The organism is Lysinibacillus sp. PWR01 (assembly GCF_043359455.1).
GTDB lineage: Bacteria > Bacillota > Bacilli > Bacillales_A > Planococcaceae > Lysinibacillus > Lysinibacillus fusiformis_F.
Map to the genome: position 1 here is coordinate 86,262 of NZ_JBHERJ010000047.1, position 17,135 is coordinate 103,396.

Annotated in this window: 17 protein-coding genes; 15 read left to right on the plus strand and 2 right to left on the minus strand. The window is 37.4% G+C overall.

From position 1 onward, the window contains the following. Genes rpe through spoVM form a run of 3 tightly spaced genes read left to right on the plus strand, consistent with a single transcriptional unit; the run spans nt 1 to nt 1,439 of the window. Nucleotides 1-669 (plus strand): ribulose-phosphate 3-epimerase, encoded by a 669-nt coding sequence (gene rpe, locus ACEVFT_RS07835; RefSeq protein ID WP_342534749.1) that lies wholly within the window; start codon nt 1-3, stop codon nt 667-669. Further along, entirely contained in the window at nt 666-1,319 is a 654-nt protein-coding gene (locus ACEVFT_RS07840) for a thiamine diphosphokinase (protein ID WP_205441903.1), read from the plus strand. The genes rpe and ACEVFT_RS07840 overlap by 4 nt, the downstream gene beginning before the upstream one ends. 18 nt (nt 1,320-1,337) lie before the next feature. Next, nucleotides 1,338-1,439, plus strand: coding sequence for a stage V sporulation protein SpoVM (gene spoVM, locus ACEVFT_RS07845; protein WP_099805045.1), 102 nt, complete (start codon nt 1,338-1,340; stop codon nt 1,437-1,439). Nucleotides 1,440-1,532: 93 nt separating this feature from the next. Here the strand turns inward: spoVM and rpmB are convergent, their stop codons facing one another. Both rpmB and ACEVFT_RS07855 read right to left on the minus strand, forming a co-directional pair. Next, nucleotides 1,533-1,721: a 50S ribosomal protein L28 gene (gene rpmB / locus ACEVFT_RS07850; protein ID WP_004227417.1), complete on the minus strand. Its 189-nt coding sequence runs from the start codon at nt 1,719-1,721 to the stop codon at nt 1,533-1,535. Nucleotides 1,722-1,908: 187 nt separating this feature from the next. Continuing rightward, a complete protein-coding gene (locus ACEVFT_RS07855) occupies nt 1,909-2,652 on the minus strand; it encodes an IclR family transcriptional regulator (protein ID WP_393949139.1) in 744 nt (247 codons plus the stop codon). A 309-nt stretch (nt 2,653-2,961) separates the two neighbouring features. On the opposite strand from ACEVFT_RS07855, the gene ACEVFT_RS07860 reads away from it, so the two are divergent. The 12 genes from ACEVFT_RS07860 to ACEVFT_RS07915 all read left to right on the plus strand — a co-directional run bounded on the left by ACEVFT_RS07860 (nt 2,962) and on the right by ACEVFT_RS07915 (nt 17,108). Further along, nucleotides 2,962-3,834 carry a dimethylarginine dimethylaminohydrolase family protein gene (locus ACEVFT_RS07860; protein WP_393949142.1) on the plus strand — a complete coding sequence of 291 codons (873 nt, stop codon included), beginning with the start codon at nt 2,962-2,964 and terminating at the stop codon, nt 3,832-3,834. Nucleotides 3,835-3,848: 14 nt separating this feature from the next. Then, on the plus strand, nt 3,849-4,610 hold the full coding sequence (locus ACEVFT_RS07865) for a dimethylarginine dimethylaminohydrolase family protein (RefSeq protein ID WP_205441906.1): 762 nt from the start codon (nt 3,849-3,851) through the stop codon (nt 4,608-4,610). 110 nt (nt 4,611-4,720) lie between these two features. After that, a complete protein-coding gene (locus ACEVFT_RS07870) occupies nt 4,721-6,148 on the plus strand; it encodes an amino acid permease (protein WP_205441907.1) in 1,428 nt (475 codons plus the stop codon). A gap of 38 nt (nt 6,149-6,186) precedes the next feature. Next, the gene (locus tag ACEVFT_RS07875; protein WP_393949144.1) at nt 6,187-7,791 is read left to right on the plus strand and encodes a M20/M25/M40 family metallo-hydrolase; all 1,605 of its coding nucleotides are present in this window, start codon (nt 6,187-6,189) and stop codon (nt 7,789-7,791) included. Between the two features lie 171 nt (nt 7,792-7,962). Continuing rightward, on the plus strand, nt 7,963-9,168 hold the full coding sequence (locus ACEVFT_RS07880) for a GGDEF domain-containing protein (RefSeq protein WP_393949145.1): 1,206 nt from the start codon (nt 7,963-7,965) through the stop codon (nt 9,166-9,168). 108 nt (nt 9,169-9,276) lie between these two features. Next, nucleotides 9,277-9,636: an Asp23/Gls24 family envelope stress response protein gene (locus ACEVFT_RS07885; protein WP_004269431.1), complete on the plus strand. Its 360-nt coding sequence runs from the start codon at nt 9,277-9,279 to the stop codon at nt 9,634-9,636. A gap of 18 nt (nt 9,637-9,654) precedes the next feature. Continuing rightward, a complete protein-coding gene (locus ACEVFT_RS07890) occupies nt 9,655-11,304 on the plus strand; it encodes a DAK2 domain-containing protein (RefSeq protein ID WP_393949146.1) in 1,650 nt (549 codons plus the stop codon). A 351-nt stretch (nt 11,305-11,655) separates the two neighbouring features. Continuing rightward, entirely contained in the window at nt 11,656-12,318 is a 663-nt protein-coding gene (gene sdaAB / locus ACEVFT_RS07895) for an L-serine ammonia-lyase, iron-sulfur-dependent subunit beta (RefSeq protein ID WP_205441910.1), read from the plus strand. 14 nt (nt 12,319-12,332) lie between these two features. Further along, the gene (gene sdaAA / locus ACEVFT_RS07900) at nt 12,333-13,241 is read left to right on the plus strand and encodes an L-serine ammonia-lyase, iron-sulfur-dependent, subunit alpha (RefSeq protein ID WP_205441911.1); all 909 of its coding nucleotides are present in this window, start codon (nt 12,333-12,335) and stop codon (nt 13,239-13,241) included. Between the two features lie 153 nt (nt 13,242-13,394). Further along, complete coding sequence (locus ACEVFT_RS07905) at nt 13,395-14,255, plus strand: LysR family transcriptional regulator (RefSeq protein ID WP_393949147.1); 861 nt, start codon at nt 13,395-13,397, stop codon at nt 14,253-14,255. 284 nt (nt 14,256-14,539) lie between these two features. Further along, nucleotides 14,540-15,943, plus strand: coding sequence for a YfcC family protein (locus ACEVFT_RS07910; RefSeq protein WP_342534064.1), 1,404 nt, complete (start codon nt 14,540-14,542; stop codon nt 15,941-15,943). 13 nt (nt 15,944-15,956) lie between these two features. Further along, complete coding sequence (locus ACEVFT_RS07915) at nt 15,957-17,108, plus strand: M20 metallopeptidase family protein (RefSeq protein ID WP_393949150.1); 1,152 nt, start codon at nt 15,957-15,959, stop codon at nt 17,106-17,108. Nucleotides 17,109-17,135: the final 27 nt, after the last annotated feature.

Genomic DNA, 17,135 nt, shown 5'->3' on the forward strand with positions numbered 1-17,135 from the left:
ATGATACAAATAGCACCATCAATTTTAGCAGCGAATTTTGCAAAGTTAGGTGAAGAAGTAAAGGAAGTAGAACAAGCAGGTGCACAACTTATTCATATTGATGTAATGGATGGCCACTTTGTACCGAATATTTCATTTGGCTCCATCGTATTAGATGCTATCCGTCCATTAACAAAATTACCATTAGATGTGCATTTAATGATAGAAAATCCAGATCAATATATTGAACAGTTCGCAAAAGCTGGAGCAGACTATATTACAGTACATGTAGAAGCATGCCGTCATTTACATCGAACAATTCAATTAATCCGTTCTTATGGTGTAAAAGCTGGTGTCGTATTAAATCCACATACACCGATAGAGTCTATACAACACGTTTTAGAAGATATCGATATGGTATTATTAATGACTGTAAATCCAGGGTTCGGTGGACAAAAGTTTATCCATTCTGTTGTGCCTAAAATAGAAGCATTATCAGCAATTATTAAAGAGAGAGGCTTAGCTATTGCCATTGAAATTGATGGTGGTATTACTGCTGAAACAATTGTTCCATGTGCACAGGCTGGAGCGACTATTTTTGTAGCAGGATCAGCCATCTATAGTAAAGAGGATCGAACAGCTGCCCTTCAAGAGATTTTATTGGCTGGCGAGGCAGCGATTAAAGGATGACGACAGTCGTTGTTTGTGCAGGTGGTCCAAAAAATGAGCTTTGTTCATTTTCGTCGTTTCAGCAACAACAGGATGTTGTGTTTATCGGGGCAGATCGTGGCGCTTTATATTTAATTGAGCAGGGAATTACTCCTCATGCCATTGTTGGTGATTTTGATTCTTTAACAGATGAAGAATATCGACAAGTGATGGCACAAACCAATGATCAACAACGTTTTCAAGAAGAGAAAAATGAAACAGACACGGACTTAGCTTTGCTCAAAGCCTATACGTATGAACCGCAAGAAATTGTTTTGACAGGTGTGACGGGTGGGCGTTTAGATCATTATGAGGCAGCCGTTCGTTCCATTTATCGATTACAAAAGGAGCATCCTCAAATTGAGCTAAAGATTATCAATCACTCAAATATGTTGCAATTTTTACTACCAGGTACACATACTATTTATGCGGATGATCGATACCGATACTTGTCTTTTTTCGCTCACGAGGAGCCTATTCAAGATGTAACATTACGACAAGTAAAATATGAAACAACGAATGAGGAAATTTCCTTAGGAACATCTCGATTTACAAGTAATGAAATAATAGGAACTTCAGGGTCTATATCTTTCTCGCAAGGCATATGTTTAATGATAAGAAGCATAGATTAGCGTAAGGGGGAGAGAGTCCTGAAAGTATATACGTTCCAATTGCCGAAATTCGTGAGTAGTATCACGCGTACGTGTATTAACCTATTTAAAAAAGATAAGAAAGTAAAAAAATCCGACTAATGTTAGTCGGATTTTTTTACTTTCTTATAGAATACTAATCAAAGAAAAAAATCGATTGCGCTCAATGCGAAATCGATTTTTTAGAAGCAGCGATTAAACGCGCTCGATTTTACCTGATTTTAATGCACGAGCAGAAACCCATACACGTTTTGGTTTACCGTCAACTAAGATACGAACTTTTTGAAGGTTAGCACCCCAAGTACGTTTGTTAGCGTTCATAGCGTGGGAACGGTTGTTACCAGTACGAGCTTTACGTCCAGTGATTACACATTGTTTTGGCATGTTGTATTCCCTCCTTACTGTTGATGCTGAAAGATTATTATTTCAGTTCGGTATTTCACATACCATAATAATTTAACATACGATGGCGTTCAGTGCAACAGTTTTCACATAACCTTTCAAGAAAAAAACCTTTACAGACATAAAACAGTGACGAAAAAGTAGGGAAATTTTTAGGGTAGCCGTTCTACTATCCTTTTCCTCGATAACCAAGTTTCGTCGATACACGTCTACCAGTATCAACTAAACGCTCAATTAATGTATTAATATGATCTTGAGAGACATTAAAGCTCACAAAACCAATACTGACTGCGCCTATCACTTCACCAAAACCATCTAAAACAGAGACAGCAATGGAGGATGTACCTGCAGTTCTTTCTCCGTGACTTATTGCATAGCCTTGTTGTCGAATTTGTTGAAGCTGCTCCTCTAATTCGGCCATTTCATCTTTAGCTACTAGTTGTTCTAAAATTTCCTTTGATTGTGCCTTTGACATGGAGGCAAGTATGGCTTTATTGGCCGCACCGATATGCATGGGTATACGAATCCCCAACTGATCATAAATACGAATCGGATTTGCTGCACTATCTATCCGTTCTATAATAATCGTATCTAATCCAGCTGGTTTACTTAAATAGACGCTTTCTTCAACCTCTCTAGCTAATCGTTCTAACTCAGGTCTGATTTTGCTAATATAATCCATCGTATCATACACCTGTAAGCCAAGCTCCATCCATATGGTTCCAAGCCGATAATGTTTGGTCTGCTCATCTTGCTCAATCATCCCTTGTTTAATCATGGCTTTTAAAATTCTATGTAAAGTACTTAGCGGTAAATCGCATTTAGTAGAAAGCTCTGAAATGGACAAGCTACTGTCGTTTGCATCAGCAGCTAAAACCTTCGCAATCGTCATTGCCCGTTCTAATAATTGCATTTGTCCCACCTCCCTTCTTCCTATTTTATTTTTATTCTCCATCTACGTCTAGTTCCAATATCCTCGAACGAATTAGTAGTCTAAACAAAAGCTTTATTTTTATTTAAGACAAGTACAAAAGGGTTCTTTAAGTGTATTTGCATAAATACTAATATAACTTTTTCTCCGAGAGTGAATGCAATATAGATTAAAAGAAAAATAAAAGTTTTCTAAATATATTGACAGTATAGCATAAAACGAATATATTCTTCATATAAACTTTCCTCTTAACGGAAACGTTTTCCACTAAACGGAAATGAGGTGAAAGGAATGCATTATTGTTCATCAATGTATGCACCTTTGAAACACGTTATAGTAAAAGATCCAAAAGATGCTTTCCGAAGTCAGAAACATCTTAGTGATGAATGGAAAACATTTAACTACTTATCTGAGCCTAATTATGAAGAAGCTCTAAGTGAATATGCTGAATTTATTGGGATTCTTGAAAAGTATGTTGAGACTATTGATTATTTGCCAATAGCAGATGAAGTAGGATTAGATTCGCTCTACGCACATGATCCAGTTAAATTCACACCAAATGGTGCCATTATACTGAAGTCTGGCAAAAAATTAAGACAACCAGAAGCGGCAGTATACAAGGACTTTTTACAGGAAAAAGGTATTCCAGTCATTGGTGAACTTACAGGAGAGGCGGTTTCAGACGGTGGAGATATTGTTTGGCTAGATGATCGAACGCTCGTAGTGGGGAGAGGTTATCGTACTAACGATGAAGCCATTCGTCAGTTAAAGGAAATGACAGCCGATATGGTAGATGAATTTATAGTTGTACAGCTACCACATGATCTAGGTGAAGCTGAGTGTTTACATTTAATGTCTTTCATAAGTATGGTAGACCGAGATTTAGCTGTTGTGCATTCACGCTTAATGCCAGTATTTTTCAGACAACTGCTAATCGAACGTGGCATCCAGCTAGTAGAAGTCCCAAAGGATGAATATGATGCGCTAGGCTGTAATGTGTTAGCGCTTGCACCAAGGGTATGTGTGATTCCTCAAGGCAACAAAGAAACAAAGCAACAGCTACTTGATGCTGGAGCAATTGTGTATGAATATAAAGGCGATGAAATTACTGTTAAAGGAACTGGTGGGCCAACATGTTTAACTTGCCCAGTAGTAAGAGGATAAAGGAGAAGATGAATATGTTCAAAAATGTAATTGTCAAAAATCCAGGAAATAGTTTTGTAAACGGTTTAACAACTAGTGATTTAGGGAAGCCCATTTTAGAAAAATTGTTTGAACAGCACGAAAACTATGTAGAGGCTTTAAAAAAATGTGGTGTTGAGGTCACTCAATTACCAGCGAATGAAGCATTTCCAGATTCAACATTTGTAGAGGATACAGCCGTATTAACACCTGAGTTTGCTATTATATCGAATCCTGGAGCAGTAGCTCGTAACCGTGAAATTGAAGAAATTGAACCAGCTGTAAAGCAATTCTATGAAAAAATTTACTATATTAAAGGTTCTGGAACACTTGATGGTGGAGATGTATTACAGGCAGAGAAAAAGTTTTACGTAGGGATTTCAGATCGCACAAATGAAGAAGGAGCGCAGCAATTTAAAGAAATTGTTGAGCAAGAGGGCTATGAGGCAACTATTATTCCATTAAAAGAGTTCTTCCATTTAAAAACAGGAATTGCCTATGTTGGGGAAAATCGCATGGTGCTAGCTGGTGAGTTTGTCGACCACCCTGCATTTGAATCTTACGATAAAATCATAATTCCTAAAGAAGATGAGTATTCAGCTAACTGTATTCAAGTAAATGATTATATTATTATTCCAGCTGGCTATCCAGAAACAAATCGTAAACTACTGGATCTAGGCTATCAAACAATTGAACTTGATATGTCTGAATTCAGAAAACATGATGGTGGTTTAAGCTGTTTATCATTACGTTTTTAAGTAATTCTAACAATACCCAATCAATTTAAAAGAGAAAATTGATTGGGTACTTTCATTCTATAAATATCAGAAAATTTAATATTTTTACATTATATGGGAAGTAGGGATGGATGTTGAATAAAGGGGATCAGCTTCACACTAATCAATTAAAACGTTCGATGAAAAGCCGTCACTTGTTAATGCTTTCACTTGGAGGTGTTATTGGAACAGGGTTATTTTTAAATGTAGGCTACACCATTAATCAGGCAGGCCCAGGAGGCGCGCTTATTGGCTACTTGTTTGGTGGCTTAATTTTGTTTATGGTCATGAACTGTCTTGGAGAATTGGCTGTTTACATGCCTGTTACAGGCTCCTTCCAAACATACGCAACACGTTTCATTAGTCCTTCAGCTGGTTTTTCATTAGGTTGGATGTATTTTGTCGGTTCTGCTGCCACAGCTGGTGTTGAATTTACGGCTGCAGGCATTTTAATGCAGCATTGGTTTCCAAGTGTACCAATTTGGATATGGTGTGCTGTGTTTATGGTTCTTTTATTTGTCTTAAATGCTTTAACAACGAAGGGCTTTGCTGAAGCGGAATTCTGGTTTGCTAGTATAAAAGTTGTTGCAGTGATTGCATTTATCATTATTGGTGGTGCGGCAATCTTTGGTTTAATTCCATTAGCAGATCGTCCAACTCCACATCTCACAAATTTAGCACCTTCTGGCTTATTCCCGGCAGGTATTACGATTATTTTTGTCACAATGATGAATGTTATTTTTTCTTATCAGGGATCAGAGCTGGTTGGAATTGCAGCAGGGGAGACCGAGAACCCTGAAAAAAATATTCCAAGAGCGATTCGTACAATTCTTTTCAGAATCATCGTTTTCTATATTGCTTCCATTATTGTATTGTCAGCAATATTCCCAGCATCAGAGCTTGGTCTTATGGAGAGTCCATTTGTCACGTTAATGAATTTAGCTGGTGTGCCTTATGCAGCTGGCATCATGAACTTTGTTATTTTGACGGCTATTTTATCAGTTGGTAATTCATGCTTATATGCATCAACACGTTTATTATTTTCTATGTCACAAGAGGGGATGGCACCCAAATTATTTGGTCGATTAACGAAAAATAAAGTACCATTAAATGCGCTTATTTTTACAATGGTATTCTCGCTCTTATCATTGTTAACAAGTGTAATGGAAGCTGATGCTGTATTTGTATTACTAATGTCGGTAGCTGGAATATCTGTCACAATTTCATGGATGGGAATTTGTGCTTCTCAATTAATGTTCCGCTATCGCTATGTCAAGTCTGGAGGAAATGTGGCTGATCTAAAATTTAAGACACCATTATTTCCACTGATTCCAGTATTTTGTATAATCTTCTGTGTATTTATTTTAGCATTTTTAGCGTTTGATCCAACACAAAGGATTGGTTTACTGTACGGGATTGGCTTCTTTATTGCCTGTATGATCTTTTATCAATTGAAATTAAAAAAAGTGGCAACTGCTGCTACAGATAGCAAAAATGAAGAAACACTAGAAGTTCGTTAATAGAATCTCTAACGAATGGGAGTTAAAGGAGAATTTTTATGAATACTTTTATGTGGGATACACCCGAAAAACTACGTGCCCTCTTATGTGAACTTGTGAGCTGGGAAAGCAGAACATTAACGAAGGGTGAAAATGAATTTGCCTTTCGCTTAAAAGATAAATTGTTAACGCTTCCATATTTTGATAAACACCCGGAATTGATTGAATTACATGATGCAGGACTTGGCAGAAACGCGGTTACAGCCTTCTATAAGCATCCAACGGCAACGGAAACGGTTGTATTAATTAGCCACTTTGATACCGTGCATACGGAGGAATATGGCGAACTAGAGCCGTTAGCCTTTTATCCGGAAGAACTAACGAAAAAGCTACTGGAGCCTAAATACCTAAAAGACTTACCAGAGGCAGCTCGCATTGATTTGGAGTCAGGGAATTATTTATTTGGTCGCGGCACAATGGATATGAAAATGGGTCTTGCCTTACACATGCAGTTAATTGAAAAGGCAAGCTTTGAGCAATGGCCGATTAATTTGATTTTAACGACGGTTCCTGATGAGGAAGTCAACTCTGCTGGTATGAGAGCGGCTGTTGTGGAACTGGTGAGACTGCGGGAACAGCATGGTTTAACCTATCAATTATTTTTAAATAGTGAGCCTTCCTTTTCACAAGGGCCATCGGATACGAATGAATATATTTATTCAGGCACAATTGGTAAAATCATGCCTGCTGCCTTGTTCTATGGAAAAGAGACACATGTCGGTGAACCATTAAAAGGGATGACGGCTACCTTTATCGCCTCCTATATGACACAGCATATGGAGTGGAACCCGCTTTTCCGTGAAACAGATTTAGGTGAAAGCACGCCACTACCCGTCTCTCTACAATTAAAAGATTTAAAAATGGAGTATTCTACACAAACACCGTATCGTGCGGCGGCACTTTACAATGTCTTCTTGTTAAAACGGACAGCTGCAGAAGTGATGGCTATTTTTGAGGAAGTTGCATTACAGGCTATGGCTGCTTGCAATGCGCACTATCAGGACATTTGTACACGAGAAAATGTGCAGGGTGTGGGCAAAGTAAGGGTCTTACGCTACGAGGCATTATTGGAGCACGCCATCGATAAATTAGGGGCTGAGGAAGTACAAGCGATTAAGCAGCAGGTTCTGCAACATAGTGCATGGGATGATCGTGAAAAGTCCATTCGCATTGTGGATCAGCTCATGATTCGCTGTCAGGAATTAGCACCTGCCACAGTTCTGTTATATGCGCCACCTTACTACCCAGCCATTAATTCATCCAATCACCCATTAGTGAAACAGTCGATTGAATTAATGAAGCAAACAGCTCAAACATTTGATATTGAGGTGGAGCAGATCCACTACTTTAACGGCATTTGTGATTTAAGCTATGTGAACTATTCAGATGCATCCAATGAGTCGCTAGCATTTGAGCGGAACACACCAGTATGGGGCGACACGTATCATATTCCATTTAAAGAAATGGCGGCATTACAAAGTCCTGTATTAAATGTCGGTCCATTTGGTAAGGATGCCCATCAAAAAACAGAACGATTGCATGTGGATAGTGCGTTTAAAGAAATGCCTGTTATGATTGATACGCTTATTAAAAGTCTATTTTAGCCAGATAAATTTTTTGATATTTAATTGAATACAATGTAAAAAGTTGATGCTATAAAGGTATCAACTTTTTTATTTACCAGAAAAATTTAGATTGACTTGTATTTTTCATTATCATGACGATACATATAGGACATTATAATTATTTGAAAGTGGACATGAGGAGCGAGCATGATGGAAAATCAAGAAAAAATAGCTTTTTCTATTCGTGAAGAAATGGTTCAGTCGAATTTAAAAGGGATGAGAATGGTTGCTTGGACACTCATGTATGTATCAGTCATTATTTCGATTATTCATTATGGAGAGGTTTTCTTTATTAAGGCAGAAAGAGCTATGGTCCCCTTCTATATTGCTATTCATATCGCCATGTTTTATATAGATGTAGCAGTATTATTGTTTATCCGAGAAAAGAGAATTCATATTACGCCTTTAACTATACAGAAGTATGAACGATTGGTTGTTGTTTATATTTACACAATAATGCTATTGATTACTGCTATATCGGTATTGGATGTTTACTTTTTCCGCCATGCAGCATTGTATGAGGTGATTTTGATCATCATTTGTACAGTATTCGCATTACCTTTACGTAAAATTGTCTGGATTATTTTGCTTTCTGCATCAGCGATTATTGCGAGTGCATATATGGGTGCTGGAATATCGAGTGAGAATATAAAAATCATATTACCGATGTCACTATTAATACCTATTGGTGTAATGATTCAATATCAGACCTATAAGGTTCGTAAACAAATCCATACCCAGCATATTTTATTGAATGAGGAAATGACCAAAACGAAACGACTATCAGAATTGTTGGCTACTAAAAATAATGAATTAGCAGAGCAAGCATTAAAAGATTCTTTAACGAATCTACCTAATCGACGTGCATTTAATCAAAAATTGAATAAAATAGGACATCAACTTCATCTAACGCAATCTTTCACAGTCATAATGATTGATATTGATTGCTTTAAAAAATTTAATGATTATTATGGACATTTACAGGGAGATGATGCAATTGTCAAAGTCGCATCCCTGTTGGATGAAATTGCAGGGAAGTATAATGCATTCGTTGCCCGTTGGGGAGGCGAGGAATTTGTGATGATAAGTCAGCATACTCACAAGTTTGCTGAACCTGTTTGTGAAGAAATTTTAGAAGAAGTTCGAGAACTTAATATTCCGCATATACAATCTACTATTGCCCAACATGTTACGGTCAGTATTGGAATGTGCCATGCTAAAATCACAAAATATGAGCAATTACAATCATGTTGTGAATTAGCTGACCAAGCGCTGTATTTAGCTAAGCAAAACGGACGAAACAACTATTATCGTAAAATGGCAATTTTTGATGAAGAAGCAAATGCGTCTATTTGAAGTCAGAAAACGTTGCTACGAAGCCTTTCAATACCCCCTTAGGTTGCTTAAATTATAACGAAAGTGTTACAATATAGTTTAGTCAAAAAGAGCCAAGGGGGCATTTCTATGTCAATTGAATTAAACAATGAATTCGGCCAAATTGATATTTCAACAGATGTACTTGCACAAATTGCTGGTGGAGCTGCTGTAGAATGCTACGGTATTGTTGGCATGGCATCTAAACATCAAATTCGTGATGGTCTAACTGATATTTTACGTAAAGAAAACTTCGCAAAAGGTGTTGTAATTCGACAACAGGACGACGATTTACATATAGATATGTACATTATTGTTAGTTACGGGACAAAAATTTCGGAAGTTGCTTATCAAGTACAATCGAAAGTGAAATATACAGTAGATAAAACATTAGGTATGAGCGTAAAATCTGTCAATATCTTTGTACAGGGCGTTCGTGTAGCGAATTAAGAGGAGGAACTAAATCGAATGCAGTCTTTAGACGGTATAAAGTTTGCTGAAATGGTACAAATGGGTGCGCATCACCTTTACCAAAATGCAAATTATGTAGATTCATTAAATGTTTTCCCCGTTCCAGATGGTGATACAGGTACAAATATGAACTTATCGATGACATCTGGTGCTAAGGAAACAGAGCATGCTGCTTCAGAGCATATTGGTAAAACAGCACAGGCATTATCAAAAGGCTTGTTAATGGGTGCGCGTGGGAATTCAGGCGTTATTCTATCTCAATTATTCCGTGGTTTTGGGAAGTTTATTGAAAAAGAGTCAACAATTGATGCAAAGGGCTTTGCAGGAGCCTTCCAAGCAGGTGTTGATACGGCATATAAAGCTGTTATGAAGCCAGTAGAAGGAACGATATTAACAGTGGCACGTGAAGCTGCAAAAAAAGGTGTAGAAGTAGCAGAAACTGAAAACGATATCATTGCCATAATGGAAGCTTTTACAGCAGAGGCAAAGGCATCGTTGGATCGCACACCTGACCTACTGCCTGTTTTAAAAGAGGTCGGTGTGGTAGATAGTGGTGGTCAGGGCTTACTATTTGTGTATGAAGGGTTTTTAGCTTCCTTGAAGGGTGAGGCTCTCCCTGAGAAAAATGATGCGACGCTCGATGATTTAATCAATGCAGAACATCATAGAGCGCAAGATTTCATGAACACTGCCGATATTGAATTTGGCTACTGTACAGAAATAATGGTACGCTTAGAGGAAGGAAAAGAACCTTTTGATGAGGAACAATTCCGTAATGAATTAAATCCTTTGGGGGATTCTTTACTTGTGATTTCGGATGAGGAAATTGCGAAAGTTCATATCCATTCCGAGCAACCAGGTTCTGTTCTATCGATTGGACAAAAATACGGTAGTCTTATAAAAATTAAAGTGGATAATATGCGTGAGCAGCATTCAGCAATCGTTGGTGAAGAACATAAAGCGCCAACGCCTGCCAAAAAAGTAGAAAAACATCCATATGCTATTGTCACGATTGCTATGGGTGAGGGTGTGGCAGAATTATTGCGCTCTATCGGTGCTTCCTATGTCATTGAAGGCGGGCAAACAATGAATCCTTCAACTGAAGATATCGTGAAAGCTGTACAAGAAATTGGGGCAGAGAAAGTATTAATCTTACCAAATAATAAAAATATAGTAATGGCAGCGGAGCAAGCAGTTGAACTATTAGAAATTGATGCAGCAGTTGTCCCTACTAAGACGATTCCTCAAGGAATGGCAGCAATTTTAGCGTTTAATCCAGAGGCGGCTGTTGATGCAAATAAAAAGACCATGTCAGAAGCATTCGCGAACGTGAAGACAGGTCAAGTTACCTATGCAGTGCGTGATACATCTATTGATGGTGTTGAAATCCGTAAAGATGATTATATGGCATTGGCAGAAGGAAAAATTGTTCTTTCTACACCAGCACTAAAGGATGCAGCTGAAAAAGTAATTATGGATTTAGTCGATGAAGATGCTGAGATTGTTACTGTGATCTATGGTGAAGATACAACTGAACAAGCTGCTTCAGAGTTGGTAGCCTTCATTGAAGAGAACTATCCAGATGTAGAAGTTGAATTATTTGATGGAAAACAAGGATTATATCCATATATTATTTCAGTAGAATAATTACATGCTACTTTGCAATTCCGTAAAGAAAGCAGTGCACAAAACGTGTACTGCTTTTGTTTATGCTACAAAGAGAATGATGGGTTAAATTTATTAAAAACGTACTAAATATGAAGAATTCAATGTACGTACCCACAGGATATAAAATTTGGAAATATTGGAATGTCAACGCTTTAGTAGTTGTGTATATATGGTGCGGACAAAAAATAAGCATATATATTTACTATAAATTATAGTAGTGGTAATTTTCTGAAAGTTGATAAATTAAATGCTTTACTTTTATAGTAACTATCAAGCATGATATAAATAAAAATAAATATTATTATACGAATAGAATAGAGGGGTGTTTGTATGAAGTTTACTTCAGTATTTGATATTATTGGACCAGTCATGATTGGGCCTTCCTCCTCTCATACGGCAGGTGCAGCTCGTATCGGGCGTGTTGCAAGGGATTTATTTGGTAGACAACCTAAATGGGCAAAAATTCATTTATATGGATCATTTGCAGAAACGTATAGAGGGCATGGTACAGATGTTGCGATTGTGGGAGGCTTATTAAATTACGATACATTTGATGATCGTATTAAAACAGCATTTGAAGATGCTAAAAAAGCAGGATTAGAATATGAATTTATTCCTGAAACAGCTAATACGGAGCATCCAAATACGGCTCGACTTGTCATTGGGGACGATGAAGGGGAAATGTCAGTAGTCGGTATTTCGATTGGTGGCGGAAAAATTGAAGTCAGTGAAGTCAATGGCTTTAAGTTGCGTTTAACTGGTGGCATGCCAGCTATTCTTGTTGTACATGACGATCGTGCTGGCTGTATTGCCAATGTAGCCAATTGCTTAGCGATGCATGAAGTCAACATTGGGCATATGGAGGTGTCACGTATCGAACGTGGTTTAACTGCTCTAATGGTGATTGAAATTGACCAAAACATTGAGGATAAGGTGCTGCAGCAAATATCCTTAATTCCACATATTACAAAGGTTTCTAAAATTAATAACTAAGGGGGTGTCCCGTAATGGACGTTTTATTTCATAATGTTCGTGAGCTTGTTGAACGAGCAGAGCAAGAAGGAAAATTAATATCAGAAATTATGATCGAACAGGAAATATTGATAACTGGCAGAACTCGTGAAGAAATCATCCAGCAAATGGATCGAAATCTAACAGTGATGGAAGAAGCAATTGAACGCGGATTACAAGGTGTGCAATCAGTAACAGGTTTAACTGGTGGGGATGCCGTATTGCTTCAAAATTATATTAAACAAGGAAAGTCACTAGCAGGTGATTTATTATTAGATGCAGTAAGTAAAGCGGTTGCAACAAATGAAGTAAATGCTGCAATGGGCACAATATGTGCAACGCCAACAGCAGGTTCGGCAGGTGTTGTACCAGGAACGCTTTTTGCTGTAAAAAACAAACTAAATCCAACTCGTGAGCAAATGATTCGTTATTTATTTACGTCAGGAGCATTTGGATTTGTGGTAGCAAATAATGCTTCCATTTCTGGGGCTGCTGGCGGTTGTCAGGCAGAGGTTGGTTCAGCCGCAGGTATGGCTGCTGCTGCTATTGTTGAGATGGCTGGAGGCACACCACAGCAATGTTCAGAAGCGTTTGCCATTACACTAAAAAATATGCTAGGACTTGTCTGTGACCCAGTAGCAGGTTTAGTTGAAGTACCATGTGTCAAACGTAATGCCATGGGTGCATCTAACTCCCTTGTAGCGGCGGATATGGCGCTTGCAGGTGTAACGAGTCGTATTCCATGTGATGAAGTAATTGGCGCAATGTATCGCATTGGACAATCTATGAGTCCAAATCTTAAAGAGACCGCACGAGGTGGTCTAGCGGCAACACCAACAGGAAAGGCTATCAGTAAAGCTATTCTTGAAAACGGTGGCTTACAAAGCATTAAAGCACTTCAATAAAAATGTAGAAACATGCTATCTGAATAGGTAGCATGTTTTTATGTTGGTTGATAACTTAATGGAAAGAAAAACCCTCTAACGTACATCGTCGTTTTATGTATAATTAAATTTTAATAAGTGAAATCTTAATTGATAGCAGGGGCGTGAATAGAGATGGATTTGCGTAATTTGAAAACGTTTCATGTTGTTTCAACTTACCTCAACTTTACAAAAGCGGCTCAAATTTTAAATTATAGCCAGCCTACAATTAGCCAACAGATTAAAGCGTTAGAGGAAGAGTTAGGACATATCTTAATTAATCGAATGGGCAAAAAAATGTTTCTTTCTCAAGTAGGAAAAATAGTAAAGGAACATACAGATCGATTATTTGGGATTATGGAAGAAATGGAACAGGATTTGAAGAATTTCGAAAAACCCTTTGGCCATTTGACAATCGCTGCGCCAGAATTTTATTGTGGCTATTATTTATCACATATTATTGGCTCGTATTTAAAACTGTACCCTCAGGTAAACTTAAAACTTCTTTGTGCCAATAGTAAAGAAACAGCTAAACTTGTGAGTTCAAATCAAGCAGATATAGGTTTTGTAGCTGGCTATCCTAGTTACGCTGGTGTAGAGGGGATATTATTGGAGGAAGAGGATTTAGTGTTGGTTGGAAATCCGCTTATTGTAAAAGACCGTACTGTGCAGGAAATATTCGATCATTATCCCTTTATAACCTATGGTATGGATGACTCTATTGTCAGTTGCCTTCAAGAAATTCAGTGTAAGCCCCAAACAATAGTGGAATTTGGAAGCGAGGAAGCAATTAAACGAGCGGTAATGGAGCAAGTAGGTCTAGCCTTGCTGAGTGATATTATTATTCAAAAAGAGGTAAGCAAAGGAAGTCTTCAAGTTCTTTACCGATTTCCTAAAAAGTTACCTACTTATTTAATCTTTCCTCAAAATGCTAAAACATTTAGTAATGTAAGTACTTTTATTGATTTAGTCAAAGATACATGGAAAACAATTTAAAAGGTTTGTATATGAAAAGAATGTTGCTTCTTGGTGAAATCGCAGGAATGAACGTTCTTTTTTATTTGTAATTTTTTTGATGTATTCCGATGAATTATATGTAAATTTATCAATAGTAACTATTCGAAATAGTAATTTTTTATTTATTTTTTTATCAATTACAATGAATAAGACGGAAATTTCAAAAAAAGGGGATGGCTTTTTATGATGGAGAGATACGATATGCATTGATAGTGCTAATAAAAATTTGTTTTGATTACTGATTCAACTAAGGAGGATGGCGGATGAGTAAATTTATAGCTAATAAAGAAATAGAGCAACAAAAAGGAATTAATGTTTATGTGTTAATCTTTTGCCTTATTGTCGTATCATCCATTTTAACGTATTTTATTCCAGCTGGTTCATTTCAACGGGAAGAAGTTAATGGACGTCAAGTGATTCAACCTGGGACATTTAGTTTTACAGAAATGAACCCTATTGGATTTTTAGATATTTTTAGCAGTGTTCATTCTGGCATGATGCAAGGGGCAAGTATTATTTTCTTTGTATTGATTGTGGGAGGTACCTTTGGGATACTATCAGCCACAGGGGCGTTGGAATCCTTTATCGCTATGCTATCCGTAAAAATGGCTAAACGTGAAATGTTAATAATACCAGTATTGATGTTGTTTTTCGCCTGTGCTGGGTCATTAATGGGGATGTCTGATGAAACGATTGTGTATGTAGGGATTCTTGCACCGCTTGCTGTTGCCCTAGGTTTTGATGCAATTACGGGTTTTGCTATTGTTATTCTAGGTGCATCTGTCGGATTTTCGGCAGCTGTTATGAATCCGTTTACAGTAGGAATAGCGCAAGAGATTGCGGGCTTGCCATTATTTTCAGGAATTGCTTTTCGAATTGTAATTTTTATTGTCTTATACACAGTAGCAACAATATATGTATATCGCTATGCAAGAAAAGTGAAGAATAATCCCGAAATAGGGTTTTATGGGAATTTCCGCAATGGGGATGGTGGTTTCGTACAGGGGAATTCGAAAATGGAAATAAGACATAAGCTTGTTATGGCTACATTTCTATTGAATTTTATCGTGTTGATGTACGGGGTTGTAAAACTAGGTTGGTACATTACTGAAATAGCTGGTTTATTTTTATTGTTTGGTATTTTGATGGGGCTTATTGGCAAACTATCACCTTCGCATATTGCTAATTCATTTATGAAGGGTGCTGGGGATTTAATTGGTGGTGCGCTTATCATTGGATTAGCCCAGTCTATTTTAGTGATTTTCAATAACTCAGGATTAATTGATACAATCCTCTTTTACACGTCTGCATTGCTTGATTCAGTTCCACCTGTACTAAATGCAGTAGGGATGTTTATCTTCCAGTTATTTTTAAACTTTTTAGTACCATCAGGAAGTGGACAGGCTGCCTTAACAATGCCGATTATGGCACCTTTATCAGATATGATTGGCGTTACAAGACAGACAGCTGTACTTGCCTATCAATTTGGAGATGGTATGTCGAATATTATTTTCCCTACAGTAGGTTTTTTAATGGCGGGATTATCAATTGCGGGTATTCCTTGGGGTAAATGGATAAAATGGATTTTTCCGTTTATGCTTATTCAAGTAACAGTTGCTGTAATATCGCTCATTATTGCGCAAATCATACAATATGGACCTTTCTAAAGGAGTTTTAACAATGGAAATAATGAATATGAAAAAATTAGCAGAAAAGGCAATAGAGGATCGTCGTCATCTGCACCAATACCCAGAGCTTTCTGGTCAAGAATACGAAACAAGTAAGTTTATTCGCCAAAGACTAGAGGCGTTAGATATAGAAATTCTAGATTACGAACCTCCAGGTGTAGTGGCATTTATAAAAGGGACAAAGGGAACAAAGACCATTGCATTACGTGCCGATATAGATGCATTACCTATAGAAGAAGAGGGAGACAAGCCATACATTTCTCACAAGCAAGGTATTGCTCATATGTGTGGCCATGATGGTCATACTGCGATTTTATTAGCAGTTGCAACATGGATAAGCTTAAATAGGGAGAAAATCGAACCGAATATCAAGCTTATATTTCAATCGGCAGAGGAAATCACCCCAAGTGGAGCTGATTTATTAATTCAAAAAGGTGTGTTGGAAGATGTAGATGCTATTTTTGGCATTCACCTATGGCAAGGTTTAGAGAAAGGTAAGATTGGTTTAACACATGGACCAATGATGGCTTCTATTGATGATTTTGAAATTATAATTCAAGGGTATGGTGGGCATGGATCGATGCCACATGAAACAATTGATCCTATTTATATAGCGAGCCATTTAATGCAAGCTTTTCAAAGTATCATAAGTAGAAATGTCAATCCTATCGATGCCGGTGTCATTACAGTAGGTAATATACAAGCGGGGACTACCTATAATATTATTCCTGATACGGCAAAATTAATTGGAACGATCAGAGCGTTGACACCGAACACTGTAAAAATCATTAAAACGAAAATGGTAAGTTTAACAGAGGGAATTTGTCGAGCATTTGGAGCAGAGGGAAAAATCGATTTTATTTTAGGAACACCTCCGCTCATCAATGATCCGACACAATCACGAATTATTGAATCGATTGTACGGGAACAATTCGGAGATACTGCATTTAAGGTAGTTGAACCAGTCATGGGAGGAGAAGATTTTTCTTATTATTTACAACATAAGCCTGGAGCATTTGTTTTTGTAGGTATGGGTGGTAAAAAAAGCCAATATCCACATCATCATCCACGATTTGATGTAGATGAAGATGTTTTCCCTGACGCTATTCAACTATTTATAAACATTATCTTGCAACATAAATAATCAGACTAATTATACGGAAAGGAGCTA